Origin of the sequence: Streptomyces sp. NPDC001668, from assembly GCF_042893155.1 — a bacterium.
Classification (GTDB): domain Bacteria; phylum Actinomycetota; class Actinomycetes; order Streptomycetales; family Streptomycetaceae; genus Streptomyces.
Genome location: NZ_JBIAUQ010000004.1, coordinates 177,840 through 193,067, shown reverse-complemented (window position 1 = coordinate 193,067; position 15,228 = coordinate 177,840). Strand labels below are relative to the sequence as shown.

The 15,228-nt window shown below is 71.9% G+C and carries 16 protein-coding genes; 6 read left to right on the top strand and 10 right to left on the bottom strand.

Annotated features, from left to right (window positions below; all coding sequences use genetic code 11):
- Nucleotides 1–17: 17 nt before the first annotated feature.
- The 4 genes from ACFYZ8_RS14275 to ACFYZ8_RS14260 form a co-directional block, all read right to left on the bottom strand.
- The gene (locus ACFYZ8_RS14275; protein ID WP_359030012.1) at nucleotides 18–722 is read right to left on the bottom strand and encodes a 4-carboxy-4-hydroxy-2-oxoadipate aldolase/oxaloacetate decarboxylase; all 705 of its coding nucleotides are present in this window, start codon (nucleotides 720–722) and stop codon (nucleotides 18–20) included.
- Nucleotides 719–1,468, bottom strand: coding sequence for a PIG-L deacetylase family protein (locus tag ACFYZ8_RS14270; RefSeq protein ID WP_359030011.1), 750 nt, complete (start codon nucleotides 1,466–1,468; stop codon nucleotides 719–721). Before ACFYZ8_RS14270 ends, ACFYZ8_RS14275 begins: the two co-directional genes overlap by 4 nt.
- 48 nt (nucleotides 1,469–1,516) lie before the next feature.
- Nucleotides 1,517–2,167: a GntR family transcriptional regulator gene (locus ACFYZ8_RS14265; protein WP_388532531.1), complete on the bottom strand. Its 651-nt coding sequence runs from the start codon at nucleotides 2,165–2,167 to the stop codon at nucleotides 1,517–1,519.
- 163 nt (nucleotides 2,168–2,330) lie between these two features.
- Nucleotides 2,331–2,843, bottom strand: coding sequence for a hypothetical protein (locus ACFYZ8_RS14260; RefSeq protein ID WP_388533730.1), 513 nt, complete (start codon nucleotides 2,841–2,843; stop codon nucleotides 2,331–2,333).
- A gap of 123 nt (nucleotides 2,844–2,966) precedes the next feature.
- On the opposite strand from ACFYZ8_RS14260, the gene ACFYZ8_RS14255 reads away from it, so the two are divergent.
- On the top strand, nucleotides 2,967–3,311 hold the full coding sequence (locus ACFYZ8_RS14255) for a cupin domain-containing protein (RefSeq protein ID WP_352380520.1): 345 nt from the start codon (nucleotides 2,967–2,969) through the stop codon (nucleotides 3,309–3,311).
- Nucleotides 3,312–3,330: 19 nt separating this feature from the next.
- Here ACFYZ8_RS14255 and ACFYZ8_RS14250 read toward each other — a convergent pair whose 3' ends face one another.
- A complete protein-coding gene (locus tag ACFYZ8_RS14250; protein ID WP_359030037.1) occupies nucleotides 3,331–4,338 on the bottom strand; it encodes a LacI family DNA-binding transcriptional regulator in 1,008 nt (335 codons plus the stop codon).
- Between the two features lie 112 nt (nucleotides 4,339–4,450).
- Between ACFYZ8_RS14250 and ACFYZ8_RS14245 the strand changes: the two genes are divergently transcribed.
- Nucleotides 4,451–5,605, top strand: a complete 1,155-nt coding sequence (locus tag ACFYZ8_RS14245; RefSeq protein ID WP_388532529.1) for a Gfo/Idh/MocA family protein — start codon at nucleotides 4,451–4,453, stop codon at nucleotides 5,603–5,605.
- Nucleotides 5,606–5,665: 60 nt separating this feature from the next.
- Here the strand turns inward: ACFYZ8_RS14245 and ACFYZ8_RS14240 are convergent, their stop codons facing one another.
- Nucleotides 5,666–6,685, bottom strand: a complete 1,020-nt coding sequence (locus ACFYZ8_RS14240; protein WP_359030036.1) for a LacI family DNA-binding transcriptional regulator — start codon at nucleotides 6,683–6,685, stop codon at nucleotides 5,666–5,668.
- A 107-nt stretch (nucleotides 6,686–6,792) separates the two neighbouring features.
- Here ACFYZ8_RS14240 and ACFYZ8_RS14235 point away from each other — a divergent pair, with 107 nt between their 5' ends.
- The 4 genes from ACFYZ8_RS14235 to ACFYZ8_RS14220 all read left to right on the top strand — a co-directional run bounded on the left by ACFYZ8_RS14235 (nucleotide 6,793) and on the right by ACFYZ8_RS14220 (nucleotide 11,269).
- Entirely contained in the window at nucleotides 6,793–7,959 is a 1,167-nt protein-coding gene (locus ACFYZ8_RS14235) for a phytanoyl-CoA dioxygenase family protein (protein WP_359030008.1), read from the top strand.
- Nucleotides 7,960–7,976: 17 nt separating this feature from the next.
- Nucleotides 7,977–8,753, top strand: a complete 777-nt coding sequence (locus ACFYZ8_RS14230; RefSeq protein ID WP_388532527.1) for an SDR family oxidoreductase — start codon at nucleotides 7,977–7,979, stop codon at nucleotides 8,751–8,753.
- Between the two features lie 81 nt (nucleotides 8,754–8,834).
- Nucleotides 8,835–9,839: a Gfo/Idh/MocA family oxidoreductase gene (locus tag ACFYZ8_RS14225; RefSeq protein ID WP_388532525.1), complete on the top strand. Its 1,005-nt coding sequence runs from the start codon at nucleotides 8,835–8,837 to the stop codon at nucleotides 9,837–9,839.
- A 140-nt stretch (nucleotides 9,840–9,979) separates the two neighbouring features.
- A complete protein-coding gene (locus tag ACFYZ8_RS14220; RefSeq protein ID WP_388532523.1) occupies nucleotides 9,980–11,269 on the top strand; it encodes a protoporphyrinogen/coproporphyrinogen oxidase in 1,290 nt (429 codons plus the stop codon).
- 1 nt (nucleotide 11,270) lies between these two features.
- Here the strand turns inward: ACFYZ8_RS14220 and ACFYZ8_RS14215 are convergent, their stop codons facing one another.
- From ACFYZ8_RS14215 to ACFYZ8_RS14200, 4 genes are all read right to left on the bottom strand, one after another.
- Nucleotides 11,271–12,242 carry a tetratricopeptide repeat protein gene (locus ACFYZ8_RS14215; RefSeq protein ID WP_388532521.1) on the bottom strand — a complete coding sequence of 324 codons (972 nt, stop codon included), beginning with the start codon at nucleotides 12,240–12,242 and terminating at the stop codon, nucleotides 11,271–11,273.
- A gap of 132 nt (nucleotides 12,243–12,374) precedes the next feature.
- Complete coding sequence (locus tag ACFYZ8_RS14210) at nucleotides 12,375–13,394, bottom strand: Gfo/Idh/MocA family protein (RefSeq protein ID WP_388532519.1); 1,020 nt, start codon at nucleotides 13,392–13,394, stop codon at nucleotides 12,375–12,377.
- 11 nt (nucleotides 13,395–13,405) lie between these two features.
- Nucleotides 13,406–14,308, bottom strand: a complete 903-nt coding sequence (locus tag ACFYZ8_RS14205) for a sugar phosphate isomerase/epimerase (RefSeq protein WP_359030002.1) — start codon at nucleotides 14,306–14,308, stop codon at nucleotides 13,406–13,408.
- A gap of 1 nt (nucleotide 14,309) precedes the next feature.
- The gene (locus ACFYZ8_RS14200; protein WP_359030001.1) at nucleotides 14,310–15,221 is read right to left on the bottom strand and encodes an ATP-binding cassette domain-containing protein; all 912 of its coding nucleotides are present in this window, start codon (nucleotides 15,219–15,221) and stop codon (nucleotides 14,310–14,312) included.
- Nucleotides 15,222–15,228: the final 7 nt, after the last annotated feature.

Sequence of the window (15,228 nt, the reverse complement as noted above, 5' to 3'; positions counted from 1 at the left end):
CTCCTCGGGCAGCGGGGTCACGACCGGTCTCCCGTGTACTCCTCGTAAGTGCGGTACTCCACCCCGAGCCTCTTCAGCGTCTCGCGCAACCCGTAGCGGTCCAGGCCGAGTTGGCCCTCGAGGAAGGCGGCGCGGGTGGCGGCCTCCTTGGCCTCGCGGGCCTCGGACCTCGCCACCGTCTCGGCGGCCCGGTCACGCGGCACGACCACGACACCGTCGTCGTCGGCGAGGATCACGTCACCCGGGTCGATCACCTGACCGTCGATGGCGATCGGCACGTTGACCGAGCCGGCGGTGGCCTTGACGGTGCCCTGCGAGGAGACCGCGCGGGACCAGGCGGCGAAGCCCATGTCCCGCAGCTCCTGGGTGTCGCGGATGCCGGTGCTGGTGACGACCCCGCGCACCCCGCGCTGCTTGAGGGCGGTCGCGAACAGCTCGCCGAACAGGCCGTCCGTGCACGGGGAAGTGGTGGTGACGACCAGGATGTCGCCCTCGCCGCACTGCTCGACGGCCGCGTGGATCATGAGGTTGTCGCCGGGCCAGCTGAGGACGGTGACCGCGGTGCCCGCGACCCGTACGCCCTGCTGGACGGGGCGGATCTCCGGGCCCAGCAGGCCGGTTCGGCCCATCGCCTCGCTGACGGTGGCAACGCCGTACCGCGCGAGTGCGTCCACGTCCTTCAGGTCCGCCTTCGGCGGGTTGGTGACGATGACGCCGCTCATGCCAGCTCCTTCGCGATCTGCGGGTAGGGGCGCATGTACGCCTCGGCCATGGTCTTGTGGGCCAGGCCCAGGTTCGGGCCCGCGTTGCGTCTGAGCTGGACGCCCCGGCGCACGGCGAGGTCGGTGTAGTAGTCCCACAGGTGCCGCTGGGCGCCGAGGCACTCCATGGCCGTGCGCTTGGTCTCCCAGACCTCGGTGATGTCGAGGAGGACCTCGGGCCTGAAGCCGCTCATCTCGGGCTGGTGGGGCTCGAAGTAGAAGACCGGCGGGGCGCCGATGATCTCGCCCTCGCCCGGGTAGCCGATGGCCTGGGCGAGGACCCGGGCCTCCAGGGCCATGCGGTGGGCGGCCGGGTGGTCGCCGTTGTACGGGTCCTCGACCGGGTGGGTGAGCACCACGTCGGGCTGGGTGGCCCGGTAGACGCCGACGAGCTTGTCGGTCAACTCGGCGGTGGCGACCAGCGGGTAGTCGCCGGCGTCGAAGAACAGCACCTCGGCGCCGAGGGTGGCGGCGGCGCGCTCGGCCTCGTCCCGGCGTATCGCCTTGATCTCGTCGAGATTCCTCCCCTCCCGCCAGGCCTTGGCGGACTCCCCGCGCTCGCCGAAGGTCAGACAGGCGATGGTGACCTTCTCGCCCCGGGAAGCGGCCAGGGCGATGGCTCCGCCCGCCCGCCACACGAAGTCCCCGGCGTGCGCGGTGATGACAAGGGTCGAACGGGGGCCGGCGGGCGCGCCCGACTGCGTCATGGCTCGGATCTCCTTGGAGTCGACAGCGGTGCGCCCGCCTCGCGCGGCTCAGTCGCGCAGCGCCTCGATCACGCTGGTGAGGTGGGCGCGGACGGCCTTCTCGGCCGCCTGCGGGTCTCTGGCCCTGATCGCCTCGATCATCGCCAGATGCTCGTTCAGGGAGTGCTGCGGGCGCCCCGGCCGAAGCGCCAACTGGAAGCGGTGCCGGACCAGTTGGGCGTTGAGCCGCTCCAGCAGATCCACGGCGGTCTGCTGGCCGGAGAACTCCCGTACCTTGGCGTGCAGCTCCTGGTTGAGCTCGGAGTAGGTCAACGGCTCACCGTCGGCCACCGCCTTGGTCATCGCCGTGCCCAGCTCGGTCAGTTCGGCGAGCTGCTCGTCACTGGCCAGGGTCGCCGCCTTGGCCGCGCACAGCCCTTCCAGGACCATGCGGCACTCGGTGATGGCGACCGCCTCCTCGACGGTCACCACCCGCACCCGGGAACCCCGGTTGCGGATCCGCTCCACGAGGCCCTGAGCCTCCAGATCGATCAGCGCGGCCCGGATGCTGGCCCGCGTCACACCGAACTGCTCGGCGAGTTCGTTCTCCACCAGCCGCTGCGCCGGTGCCATCTCGCCGTGCAGGATCGCCTGCCGCAGCTGCGCGAGCGCGTGCTGCTTGGCCTGCTCCCCGGTGCTCGGACGGGCTTCTTTCGGCATCGTTGCCCTCCCTGAGTGAGTGCCTGTCGAACCTAAATCTAGCCAGACAAGATTGTCAACAATTTTGTCCGCTGTATCGTCAGGCCCTGCCGGTACCGCTGGGCGGGTCACGTCGCTCCACGCCGAAGTCGATCGCGCCGGCCTCGCAGGCCCACGCGCACCCTTACTTGATCACCGCGTTGGCCACCACGACCACCACCCCCAGCATCGCGTCCACCACCCCGATACCGATCGCGGCCGCCCACGCGCGGTGCGACCAGCGGGCCGTGACCACCCCGAGAGTGAACAGGAGAGCGATGTTGAGGACGAAGGCCGCGTACTCGACGCCGTTCGCGGGCCACCAGCCCCAACCCGCCCCGGCCAGAAGAGCGACCGTGGGGACGACGGCCGCGATCAGGGGCCACTCGTCGGCCAGGACGCGCACGGCGTCCCAACGGCGGTGCGGAGCGCGCTCGGCGATGTAGTGGGCGTAGCCGTGTGCGAGGGCGGAGGCGAGGGCGGTGACCAACAGCCACGCGGCGTCGTAGCGGCGGCTGTCCCGGGAGGTGTGCCCGTACTGGGTGAGCGCGGCGACCATGGAGCAGGCCAGGACCGAGCCGTACACCCCGCCGAACAGGATGGCCTCGCGGGTGTCGTGCCGGTCCGCCCGGGACGCGGCGACCTGGGGGTCCGCCATGCCCTCCACGATCACCCGGACGAAGCGGTGCCGCCAGTTCGCGACGGAGTGTCCTCCCACCGGCGCCGACACTCCACACCCTGTCGGCGGTCGGCCCGGGAACGGTCTCGCTAGGGTCGCTCCATGGACCACAGCTTCGTACTGCACATCCCCGACGCCGAACTCGAATCCGAACCCCTCGCCCGGGAGCAGATCGTCTCCGGGACGCCCGAGGTGACCGGGAAGGTGGTCTGGGAGTCGCAGGACGGACGTCAGATCCGGGGCATCTGGCAGATCACCCCCGGCGTCGTCACCGACACCGAGGCCGACGAGCTGTTCGTCGTCGTCAGCGGCTCGGCCACCATCGAGGTGGAGGGCGGGCCGACGCTGAAGGTGGGGCCGGGCGACATGGCCGTACTGCGCGAGGGCGACCGTACGACGTGGACGGTGCACGAGACGCTGCGGAAGGCGTACGCGATCAACCTCTGACCGGGATCGGCGGGCACCGTCACTCCCCGGCCGGCGGTGCCGCCGTGGTCCCCCGGATCTCCAGCACCGGCGCCGCGAGATCCGTACGCCCCGCTCCCCCACGGCCCTCGAACCGGTCCAGCAGGCAGCGGGCCGCACGCCGGCCGACCTCGTGGCTGGCGTTGTCCACGGTGGTGAGCCAGACATGGCGCAGCCGGGCGATGCTCGTGTTGTCGTAGCCGACGACGGACAGGTCGCGCGGGATGCTCAGGCCGAGTTCCTCGGCGGCCGAGACCGCGCCGATCGCGGCGATGTCGTTGAAGGCGAAGACGGCCGTAGGACGGTCGGGGCGGCTCAGCAGCCGGACCGTGGTGCGGTAGCCGCCCTCCTCGGTCATGTCGCTCGGCTCGACGACCGCCCCGGCGGCGAGGCCGTGCGCCCGCATGGTCGCCTCGAAGCTCGTCCGGCGCAGCTCGCCGACCGCCCCGTACCCCGCGATGTGCGCGACACGGCGGTGACCCAGGCCGATCAGGTGCTCGGTGACCAGGCGGGCGCCGCGCTCGTCGTCGTTGGCGACGACGTCCACCCCCGGCAGCCCGGGCTCGCGCGCTCCGGCCACGACCACCGGGAGGCGTTCGGCCACCGCCCCGAGCGCGGTGGGGTCGGGCAGGGTGCCGACCACGATCAGGCCGTCCACGCCGAGGTCCAGGAAGGGGCCGGCCGGATCCTGTCCGGTACGGCGGTTGAGGCGGGCGTCGGCCAGGAGCATGCGCAGACCGTTGTCGTGGAGCAGGGAGTTGAGGCCGTCGAGCAGGTCGACGAACCAGGGGTTGCGCAGATCGTTCAGGAGGACGCCGACCGTGCGGGTGCGCTGCTCGCTGAGGCTGCGGGCGGCGGCGTTCGGGCGGTAGCCGAGGTCGCGCACGGCCCGCAGCACGGCTTCCCGTCGCTCCGGGCGCACCTGGTCGGAGCCCCGCAGTACGAGCGAGACCAGGGACTTCGACACACCGGCCCGCTCGGCCACATCGCGGATCGTCGGCGGTCTCATGGCCATGGACCGTTCCATGTGCCGGTGCGGCTTGTCAAAGGGTTGACAGCGAGGGAATGCGGCACCCAAGGTGACCTGGACAAGAATGGACCGGTCCAAAGAGGGGCTTCCCATGGTCGATACGCTCGGTGTCGCCGTCGTCGGATTCGGCTGGATGGGGCGGGTGCACACCCAGGCGTACGCCCGTGTCCCGCACCACTACCCCCTGCTTCCCCTGCGGCCGCGGCTCGTGACCGTCGCCGAGGACGTGCCGGGGCGGGCGGAGGAGGCCGCCGCGCAGTTCGGGTTCGCCTCGACGACCCGTGACTGGCGCGAGGTCGCTGCCGATCCGCGTGTGCAGGCCGTCAGCATCACCGCGCCGAACTTCCTGCACCGCGAGATCGGCGTGGCGATGGCCGAGGCCGGCAAGCACATCTGGATCGAGAAGCCGGTGGGTCTGACCGCCGAGGACGCCCGCGCGGTGGCCGACGCGGCGGCCAGAGCCGGGGTGCGGAGCGCGGTCGGCTTCAACTACCGCAACGCGCCCGCCGTGGAGACCGCCCGCGAGCTGATCGCCGCCGGCGAGATCGGCGCGGTCACCCACATCCGGGTCCGGCTCTTCAGTGACTACGCGGCCCACCCGCAGGGTGCCCTCACCTGGCGTTTCGAGCGCGAGCGGGGCGGCAGCGGGGTGCTCGGCGACCTCGCCTCGCACGGCGCCGACCTGGCCCGCTTCCTGCTGGGCGACATCGTGTCGCTCACGGCCGACACGGCGATCTTCGTACCGGAGCGCGCCCGCCCCACCGGGGCGACCGCCGGGCACACCCTGGCCACCGGGGAGCTCGGCCCGGTCGAGAACGAGGACTACGTCAACTGCCTGCTGCGTTTCGCCTCCGGCGCCCGGGGTGTCCTGGAGGCCTGCCGGGTCTCGGTCGGCGAGCAGAACAACTACGGCTTCGAGGTGCACGGCACGAAGGGCGCGGTGTTCTGGGACTTCCGCCGCATGGGCGAGCTGGGCCTCAGCCGCGGCACCGGCTACCAGGACCAGCCGGTCGGCACGGTGTATGTCGGCCCGGGCGACGGCGAGTTCGGCGCCTTCCAGCCGGGCGCGGCCAACGCCATGGGCTACGACGACCTGAAGGTGGTGGAGGCGTACCGCTTCCTGCGCTCGGTCGCCGAGGACACCTCGTACGGGGCCACTCTGGAGGACGCCGTGCGCAGTGCCGCCGTACTGGACGCCATGTCCCGGTCGGCGGCGAGCGGTTCGTGGGTGCCGGTGTCGGCATGACGCCCGCCGAACCGACCGCGGCCGGACCGTTCCCGTGTCGGCGCGCCCGCACCACCGGCCCTAGTAAGGCATGTTGTACGGCGTCACCACCTGTATCGCCGAAGGCGTGGTCGGCCCCGCCGGCGGCAACGCCCCGTGCGCCCGCATCACGATGTGACACGCCTCCCGCATGTCCTGCCGCAGATCATGATGGAGCACGGCGGACAACCGGTGCTCCCGCAACAACCGGTCGTTGTCATGGTCGAGATCGTGCGCCACGAACACCGCGCACTCCCGGCCCAGATCCTCGAACGCCTGAAGCGTGGCGATGTTGCCACCCCCGATCGAGTACACCGCGCGGATCTCCGGATCACGCTCCAGCGCGGCCTTGACGAGGTCGTACTGCGTGGCGTCCAGCCCCTGCCCCTCGGCGATCTCGACCACCGTACGGTCGGGGTGGTGGGTCCGCATCGCACTGCGGAACCCCATCTCGCGCTCCTCCTCGTTGCGGAAGAACCCGCTGCTGAGGCTGGCGAGGACGTTCCCGGGGCGGTCGCCCAGCCACTGGCCCGTCAGATACGCGGCGGTCGCCCCCGCGGCCCGGTTGTCGATGCCGACGTAGGCGAGGCGGGCCGTGGAGGGCAGGTCGGTGACCAGGGTGACCACGGGGATGCCCGCGTCCGCGAGCCGGCCGACGGCCGCCGTGATCTCGGGGACGTCCGGCGCCTTGAGGATCACGCCCTGGGACCCGCGCCGGGCTATCCGGTCGAGGATCCCGGTCAGCTCGGTCACGGGGCCGGTCTCACGGAAGTGGAAGCGGGAGCGCAGGACGGCGGGGTGCAGCGCGGGCAGCTCGGCCTCCAGGGCGGCGCGGACGGCCGTGGAGAAGCGTTCGGGTGTCTGCATCACTATGTCGATCATGAAGGTGCGGCCGACGAGCCGGACCTGGGTGCGCTGCCGGTCCAGATCGGCGATGGCCTGGCGGACCTCGCGGGCCGTGTTCTCCCGGACCCCTCCCCTGCCGTTCAGGACCCGGTCGACGGTGGCCTCGCTCAGCCCCGCCTGACGTGCGATTTCCCGAATCGGGTAGGGGTGGCCCACGCGTCTGCTCCTTGAGGGGTTTTTGATGGCTGCCTGCTGGTTGTTCGACGCCTTTGTCATGACAAGAATGACAGCGCTGAGTCGCCCCTGTCACCGAGAGGACGCCGATGTCCTTCACCGCCGTACACCGCCGCGCCTGGCTGTCCGAGCAGGACTGCGACCTCGGCTCGTTCCGCGCGATCGTCGAGCGGACGGCCGACCCCGCCGACTACCCGCACGCCTCCGGGGTGGAACGCGACGTCCTGCTCTACGACGCCGAGCGCGTCCGCGGCGCCGAGGACCGCCGGGAGGTGCAGGAGGAGCTGGTGCGGGCCCTGACCGACGGCCCCGGGGTCGTGGTCTTCCGGGGGGCGTTCCCCGATCACGCGGTCGTCGACCGGTTCACCGAGGTGTTCGACTCGCTGATCCGTGAGCAGTACGCGGCAGGCGTGACCGCGGGCGACCACTTCGCGAAGCCCGGCGCCAACGAGCGGGTGTGGAACGCGCTGGAGAAGGCGGCCCTCTACGATCCCGCGGCCTTCGCCGACTACTACGCCAACCCCGTGATCGCCCTGGTCTGCGAGGCCTGGCTGGGCCCGGGGTACCAGGTCACCTCGCAGGTCAACGTGGTCAACCCGGGCGGCCTCGCGCAGACCGCGCACCGCGACTACCACCTCGGTTTCCTCTCCGACGAGGTCGCCGCGGCCTATCCGTCGCATGTGCACCGCCTCTCCCCCGTGCTCACGCTCCAGGGCGCGGTCGCGCACTGCGACATGCCGGTGGAGTCGGGCCCGACGCTGTACCTGCCGTTCTCGCAGCTGTTCGAGCCCGGGTATCTGGCGTGGCGGCGGCCGGAGTTCCAGGCCTACTTCAAGGAGCACCACGTCCAGCTGCCGCTGGCGAAGGGCGACGCCGTGTTCTTCAACCCGGCCCTGTTCCACGCGGCCGGGACCAACCGCACCACCGGCGTGCGGCGCACGGCCAACCTGCTCCAGGTGTCGTCGGCCTTCGGGCGGGCCATGGAGACCGTGGACCGGGAGGCGGTGTCGAACGCGGTCTACCCGGTGCTGCTGCGCCGCAAGGCGGAGGGCGCCGACGCGGAGTGGCTGGACCGTGTGATCGCCGCGAGCGCCGAGGGCTACCCCTTCCCCACCAACCTCGACAGCGACCCGCCGGTCGACGGACTGGCCCCGCCCTCGCAGGCCGACCTCGTACGGCAGGCGCTCACCGAGAACTGGAACCCGCGCGTCCTGCGGGACGCACTGCGGGCCGGCGCCGACCGGCGCACGAGCTGAAAGGTACTGGCACGTTCATGGGACTCCTCGACGACAAGATCGTCCTCGTCAACGGCGGCAGCCAGGGCGTCGGCGCCGCCATCGCCCGGGCCGCCGTCCGTGAGGGAGCGGTCGTGGCCGTCACCGGGCGCAGGCCGGAGCCCGGTGAGGCGCTGGTGGCGGAGCTGGAGGCGGCCGGCGGCAAGGCGCTGTTCGTGCGCGCCGACCTGGCCGACGCCGAGCAGGCCAAGGCCTCCGTCGCCCGGGTCGTCGAGGCGTACGGCCGGGTCGACTGCCTGGTGAACTCCGCCGGGCTCACCTCCCGGGGCACACTCCTCGACACCACGCCCGAGCTGTTCGACCAGCACATCGCGATCAACCTCAAGGCACCGTTCTTCGCCATGCAGGCGGCCGTCGCGGACATGGTCGGACGCGGGGCGCCCGGCACGGTCGTCAACATCATCACGTCCTCCGCGCACGGCGGGCAGCCGTTCCTGGCGCCCTACGTCGCCGCGAAGGCCGGCCTGATCGGTCTGACCCGCAACGCGGCGCACGCCCACCGCTGGGACCGGGTCCGGATCAACGGCCTCAACATCGGCTGGACGGCGACCGAGGGCGAGGACGCCACCCAGAAGGCCTTCCACGGCGCCGGCGACGACTGGCGTGAGCAGGCCGCCGCCAAGCTGCCGATGGGCAAGCTGGGCCAGCCGGACGAGATCGCCGACTTCGTGGTCCTCCTGCTGTCCGACCGGTCGGGCGTGGTCACCGGATCGGTGATCGACTGGGACCAGAACGTCCTGGGCGGCCTCGACTGACCTCTCCCCGTCCGGTCTCCCGCATCCCCGTCCCCTCGCACAAACCGCTCGCACGACCCGCTTCCTAGGAGCTGCACCCCCATGCGCATCGGAATCCTCGGCCTCGGCCGCATCGGCGCCTTCCACGCCGAGACCCTCTCCGGACTCGACGTGGTCGAGTCACTCGTCCTCACCGACCCCTACGCGCAGGCCGCCAAGTCCGCCGCGGAGCGCTTCGGCGGCGAGGTCGTGGACTCGCCCGAGGCCCTGCTGGCGGCCGGCGTGGACGGCATCGTGGTCGCGGCGGCGACGGACGCCCACCCCGGGCTCATCCTCGCCGGCGTCGAGGCCGGCATCCCCGTCTTCTGCGAGAAGCCCGTCGCCAAGCACATGAGCGAGGGCGTCGAGGTCCTCAAGGCCGTGGCGGGCAGCGACGTGCCGATCCAGATCGGCTACAACCGCCGCTTCGACACCGGCTTCGTGAACGCCCGGGCCGCCGTGCACTCCGGCGAGCTGGGCAAGCTGCACACCGTGCGCTCGACCACCCTGGACCCCGCCCCGCCGCCGGCCGCGTACATCGCCGCCTCCGGGGGCATCTTCCGGGACTGCTCGGTGCACGACTTCGACATCATCCGCTGGGTGACAGGGCGCGAGGTCGTCGAGGTGTACGCCGTCGGCGGCAACCGGGGTGCCGACTACATCAAGGAGGCGGGCGACGCCGACACCACCGGCGCGATCCTCACCCTCGACGACGGCACCATCGCGGTGATCTCCAACTCCCGCCACAACGCCCGGGGTTACGACGTCCGCATGGAGATCCACGGCTTCACCGACTCCATCGCCGTCGGCCTGGAGGACAAGCTCCCGCTGCGCTCGGTCGAGCCCGGCGTGACCTTCCCCGCGGGCACCCCGCACGACTTCTTCATGGACCGCTTCACCGCGGCCTACCGCGCCGAACTCACCGCGTTCACCGAGGTCGTGGCCGGCACCCGGCCCTCACCGTGCACGATCGCGGACGCCCTGGAGGCGGGCTGGATCGCCGAGGCGTGCACGCTGTCCCTGCACGAGCACCGCCCGGTGACGATCGCCGAGGTCCGCTCCGCCTGACTCCGCCGCCGTGTCCCGGGCACCCGCGCCCGGGACACGGCCGGCTGAACGCTCCGCCCGCGACGCCCGTTTACGGTCACGTGATCTCTCCGTACGACCATGAGAGCCTCCCACGTCCGACCGACCCAGGAGTCACGAGCATGCAGGAGTTACGGGACACCGCGGGCCCCCGAACCGTGGCCGTCGTAGGCGCAGGACCGAGCGGCCTGGCGGTCGCCCGCGCACTGGAGCGTGCCGGGCACCGGGTGACCGTTCTGGAGGAGCGGGACACGGTGGCAGGGAAGTGCCAGAGCGTGCACGTCGACGGCCGCGCCTACGACCTCGGCGGCCACATCTGCACCAACAGATACGAACGCGTCGCGCGGTTGCTGACCGAACTGGACGTGGAGACCGAGCGCACCAGCCGTTACCGCGTCCTGGACGGCGCGGGAGGCGCCGTCCGCCAGTCGATGGCGTTCCTGCGCGACGGCGGCCTCCAGCGCTACCGGGCCCTGCGCGAGCGGGAGTTCCCCCGCATCGGCGAACCCGGGCTCGCCCACTCCGCGCGGGCGCTCGCCGCTCCGGTCGCCGACTGGCTCGCCGAGCACGGGCTGCAGTCCATGGCCGACTCCTTCGGCACCGGGTACACGGCGGCCGGGTACGGCCATCTCGACGACGACATACCGGCGCTGTACTTCGTCAAGTACGCGGAGATGACCGGCCTGTTGGACCCCGGTCCCGAACTCCTGGGCCACCCCGGTGACTTCACCGTGGCGGGCGGGTTCGCCACCCTGTGGCGCCGGGTCGCCGAGGAGCTGAAGGACGTGCGGTGCGGGGTGCGGGTGACGTCGGTGGAGCGCCGCGAGGACGGCGTACGGGTGCGCACCGACTCGGGCCCCCTCGATGCGGACGACGTGGTGCTCGCCGTCGCGCCGGACCGGATCCTGCCGGTTCTGGACGCCACCGACGAGGAGCGGGACCTGGCCGCGCGGATCCGCAGCAACGCCTACCACACCACCCTCGCCGCCGCGTCCGGCCTCCCGGAGGACGCCTTCTACTTCCTCGCCGCCCACACCGCGAGCCGCGAGAGGGCCGGTCACTGCGTCTCGTACCACCACCGCTACGAGGGCAGCGAGGTGCGGACCTTCTACTCCTACGGCCGCCCCGAGGAGGTCACCGCGCTGCTGCGGGAGGACATCGAGGCGCTCGGCGGACGCCTCACCGAGGTCCATCTCCAGCGCGCGTGGGCGTTCATGCCCCACTTCGGCAGCGCCGACCTCGCGGAGGGCGCCCTGGACCGCCTCGACGCGCTCCAGGGCCACCACCGCACCTACTACGCGGGCGGACTGCCCGCGTTCGAACTCGTCGAGTGCGCCGTGGCCCACGCCCAGGATCTCGTGCGCCGCCACTTCCCGCCCGTGCGGATCGGCGAGCCGTCGACCGGGCCGTAGCCTACGTCCCGCGCAGCTCGTCGAGCTCGCGACGGGTGCTCAACTCCTTGTCGGTCTGCCCCAGTTGGGCGAGCACGTCGGCGAGGCAGTCCAGCGCCTGCGGCAACGCGTCCGCGCCGTGCGGTTTCCGTGCCTCGGCCACCGCTTCCACGGCACAGGCGCGGGCCTCGGCCGGGTCGCCGACGGCGCTGTGGCAGCGGGCGAGGTCGACCAGGAGCCGGACCCGCAGCGGCAGCATGATCGCGGGCACGGACCAGGAGATCGCACCCCGCGCGGCCTCCCTGGCCTCGGGGCCCACGCCGAGCGCATCCTCGTAGCGCCCCAGCGCCCGCAGTCCGGAGACGAGTTCGGCCAGGACCCGGGGCCGCACCAGCCCCACTCGCGCCGACTGCCGGAACGAGAGGGCGGCGAGGAGCGCGGCGCACTCCTCGTACGCGGCCACGGACTCCTGACGGCGACCGGCCGCGGCGAGCACCAGCCCGTACAGCCGCAACGCGCCGGGGAGGGTGCCGAACAACCGCTCGCGGCGTCCGGGGGCGGGCCGGGCGCGGTACAGCTCCACGGACTCCCGGGCCGCCTCCACGGCTTCCTCGATCCGGCCGGCCTCCGCGAGCGCCCCCGCCCGCTGATGGATGACGAACGCGGCCAGCGGCGGTGACAGCCGGGTGTCCGGCAGGGCCAGCGCCGCGTCCGCGGCCGCGCACGCCTCCTCCGCGCGGTGGTTGAGCAGGAGCGCGTAGGCCCGCAGCGCCTGGGCCCGGCTGAGCCCGTGGGTCCGGCCGGGCAGTGAGCCGTACACGGCGACCGCCTCCTCGGCCCAGGCCAGCCTGCGGGCGGCCGACGGCATCCACAGCAGGACCCAGCTGGGCATCACGCAGTGCAGCAGGGCCGCCCCGAGCAGCGGTCCGCCCTTCTCCGGTGACAGCCTGGCCGCCGCGCGCGGCAACGGCAGCAGTATCCGTACGAGTCCCATCCGTACCCCCTCGCCGCCCCGCCGAGGACAGCCGCGCCATGGTCGCACAGGGCATCACGCCGATTCCGCGATTCACCGAGTACGTAACGAGCACGGGGGAACTTCGCGGAACTCCCCCCGTACGGCACGGAGTCAGCCGTACAGCGCGGGCCGCTCCACGAGTTCCACCGGCACCCTGCCGCCCTCGTGCAGCGACCGTACGCCCGCCTCGCACACCGCGGCCGCCGCGTAGCCGTCCCACACGCCGGGGCCGGTGACCTCGCCGCGCCGGGTGGCGTCGACCCAGGCCTGGACCTCGCGGTCGTAGGCGTCGGCGAAGCGTTCGACGAAGTCCTGGGCGATGGTGCCGCCCCAGCGGCCCGCCATGTTGGTGACCATGGCGTGGCCGTCGCCGACGCGGGCGGTGCCGCGTTCGCAGACCACCTCGGCCTGGACCTGGTAGCCGAAGCCGCAGTTGACGAAGATCTCCACGTCGCTCAGGGCGCCGCCGTCGGTCTCGAAGACGACGAACTGCGGGTCCTGGAGGTCGTCCGGGGCGTTCGCCGACGGGGTCGGGCGCAGCACGGTGACCGCGGTGATCTCGTGTCCGAGCAGCCAGCGGGTCACGTCGGTCTCATGGGCCACGGAGTCACTGATCAGCATGTCGCTCGTGAAGAAGGGCGGGCTGGCGGCGTTGCGGTGCCGGTTGTGCAGCATGAGCGGGCGCCCCAACTGGCCCGTCTCCAGCAGGTACTTGAGCTTCATGTACTCGGCGTCGTAGCGCCGCATGAAGCCGACCTGGACGCGCCGCCGGCCCAGCCGCTGCTCGGCCTCCAGGACGCGCAGCGCGGAGGCCGCGTCGGGGGTGAGCGGTTTCTCGCACAGCACCGGCAGGTCGTGCTCGAGTGCCTGGAGCAGGGCCGCCTCGTGGGCGGGCCCGGACGAGGCGATCAGGACGGCGTCGACGTCGGCCGCCGCCATCGCGGAGGCCGGGTCGGTGTGGGCGGTGCAGCCGTCGACGCGGGCGGCGACCTGTTTGGCGCGTTCCGCGTCGATGTCCACGACGGCGCTCACCCGGGCGCCGCTGATGACCTCGTCGATACGGCGGACGTGGTCGGCGCCCATCTTGCCGGTGCCGATGACGGCGACGCCCAGGGTGGCTCGCTCGGTCATGGTCATCCCCTTCAGGCGCCGCAGGACCTCAGGAACGTGCGGGTGCGCACCGCGATCGGCAGCGGCTTGTCCGGCTCACAGGGGTACATGTCCTGCTCGACGATGGCGAACAGCTCCACGCCGAGCTGCTGCGCGGCCACCAGCACCGGCTCCAACTCCGGTACACCGGACGGCGGTTCGCACATCACCCCGCGCTGGACGGCGGGGCCGAACGGCACCTCGTTCTTCACCACGTCCGCGAGGATCTCCGGGTCGACCTGCTTGAGGTGCAGATAGCCGATGCGCTCGCCGTACGTCTCGATGAGCTTGACGCTGTCGCCGCCGCAGTAGGCGTAATGACCGGTGTCCAGGCAGAGGTTGACGAGGTCGGAGTCCGTCGAGTCCAGGAAGCGCTCGACGTGGTCCTCGGTGTCGAGGTGGGTGTCGGCGTGCGGGTGGACGACGATGTCGAGCCCGTACGCCTCCTTCACCTCGTGGCCGAGCCGTTCCATGCCCTTGGTGAGGTGGGCCCACTGCTCGTGGGTGAGCTCCGGCGGCTCCAGGATCTCGGCCGTCTTGTCGTCCCGCCAGAAGGACGGGATGACGACCAGGTGCCGCGCGCCCATGGCCTGGGTGAGCGCGGCGACCTGGCTGACGTGCTCCCAGGTCGACTCCCAGACCGAGGGGCCTCGGTGCAGCCCGGTGAAGACCGTGCCCGCGGAGACCTTGAGGTCACGCCTGGCGACCTCGTCGGTGAGGCGTGCCGGGTCGGTCGGGAGATAGCCGTACGGCCCCAGCTCGATCCAGGAGTAGCCCGCCTCGGCGACCTCGTCCAGGAAGCGTTCCCACGGCACCTGCACCGGATCGTCGGGGAACCACACGCCCCAGGAGTCCGGGGCCGAACCGACGCGGATACGGTCGAGTGAGGCCGCCATCTCAGGCCTTCCCCTCGCCGGTGGTGGTGACGGTGAGGGCGTCCTCCTCGGGGAGCGCCTCGGTGTCGAGGCCGCGGACCTGGGACAACTCGTGTTTGAGGGCGGCGAGTTCGGCACCGCCGGCCATGTGGTTGGTGAGTTCCTCCAGGGTGATCTGCTCGCGGGACGCGGACAGTTCCATGGTGCCCAGGCGCAGCACGCTGAAGTGGTCGCCGACCATGTAGGCGTGGTGCGGGTTGTGGGTGATGAAGATGACCCCCAGACCCCGGTCGCGGGCGGCGGCCACGTACTTCAGCACCACACCGGACTGCTTGACACCCAGCGCGGCGGTGGGCTCGTCCAGGATCAGGACGCGGGCGCCGAAGTACACGGCGCGGGCGATGGCCACGCACTGGCGCTGGCCGCCGGACAGGGTGCCGATGGGCTGTTCGAGATCGTCCAGGACGATGCCCATCTCGCGCAGCTCGTGGTCGGCGGTCTTCTTCATCCTCTCGATGTCCAGACGGCGCAGCGGCCAGGGGCCCTTGGTCATCTCGGAGCCGAGGAAGAAGTTGCGCCACACCGGCATCAGGGGGACCACGGCGAGGTCCTGGTAGACGGTGGCGATGCCCTTGTCCAGCGCCTCGCGGGGGGTGGTGAAGCGGACGGGCTGTCCATCGACGAGGAACTCGCCCTCGGTGTGCTGGTGCAGCCCGGAGATGATTTTGATCAGGGTGGACTTGCCGGCGCCGTTGTCGCCGAGCACGCAGGTGACCTGGCTCGGGCGGACCTCCAGGCTCACGCCGTGCAGGGCGCGGATGTTGCCGTAGGACTTGCCCGCGTTGCGCAGCTCGACGATCACCCCGTCCGCACCGGAGGTGTCGGGGGTGTCGGCGAGGATCGCGCCGTGGGTGCCGGTCTCTTCAGTGGTCATAGCGCAG

Excerpts from the sequence above, each read along its gene's own strand:
- ACFYZ8_RS14230 (WP_388532527.1), top strand. The coding sequence starts at position 7,977 with ATGGGACTCCTCGACGACAAGATCGTCCTCGTCAACGGCGGCAGCCAG.
- ACFYZ8_RS14220 (WP_388532523.1), top strand. The coding sequence starts at position 9,980 with ATGCAGGAGTTACGGGACACCGCGGGCCCCCGAACCGTGGCCGTCGTA.
- ACFYZ8_RS14250 (WP_359030037.1), bottom strand. The coding sequence starts at position 4,338 with ATGAGACCGCCGACGATCCGCGATGTGGCCGAGCGGGCCGGTGTGTCG.
- ACFYZ8_RS14200 (WP_359030001.1), bottom strand. The coding sequence starts at position 15,221 with ATGACCACTGAAGAGACCGGCACCCACGGCGCGATCCTCGCCGACACC.
- ACFYZ8_RS14210 (WP_388532519.1), bottom strand. The coding sequence starts at position 13,394 with ATGACCGAGCGAGCCACCCTGGGCGTCGCCGTCATCGGCACCGGCAAG.
- ACFYZ8_RS14275 (WP_359030012.1), bottom strand. The coding sequence starts at position 722 with ATGAGCGGCGTCATCGTCACCAACCCGCCGAAGGCGGACCTGAAGGAC.
- ACFYZ8_RS14255 (WP_352380520.1), top strand. The coding sequence starts at position 2,967 with ATGGACCACAGCTTCGTACTGCACATCCCCGACGCCGAACTCGAATCC.
- ACFYZ8_RS14235 (WP_359030008.1), top strand. The coding sequence starts at position 6,793 with ATGTCCTTCACCGCCGTACACCGCCGCGCCTGGCTGTCCGAGCAGGAC.
- ACFYZ8_RS14265 (WP_388532531.1), bottom strand. The coding sequence starts at position 2,167 with ATGCCGAAAGAAGCCCGTCCGAGCACCGGGGAGCAGGCCAAGCAGCAC.
- ACFYZ8_RS14260 (WP_388533730.1), bottom strand. The coding sequence starts at position 2,843 with ATGGCGGACCCCCAGGTCGCCGCGTCCCGGGCGGACCGGCACGACACC.
- ACFYZ8_RS14245 (WP_388532529.1), top strand. The coding sequence starts at position 4,451 with ATGGTCGATACGCTCGGTGTCGCCGTCGTCGGATTCGGCTGGATGGGG.
- ACFYZ8_RS14215 (WP_388532521.1), bottom strand. The coding sequence starts at position 12,242 with ATGGGACTCGTACGGATACTGCTGCCGTTGCCGCGCGCGGCGGCCAGG.
- ACFYZ8_RS14225 (WP_388532525.1), top strand. The coding sequence starts at position 8,835 with ATGCGCATCGGAATCCTCGGCCTCGGCCGCATCGGCGCCTTCCACGCC.
- ACFYZ8_RS14205 (WP_359030002.1), bottom strand. The coding sequence starts at position 14,308 with ATGGCGGCCTCACTCGACCGTATCCGCGTCGGTTCGGCCCCGGACTCC.
- ACFYZ8_RS14270 (WP_359030011.1), bottom strand. The coding sequence starts at position 1,468 with ATGACGCAGTCGGGCGCGCCCGCCGGCCCCCGTTCGACCCTTGTCATC.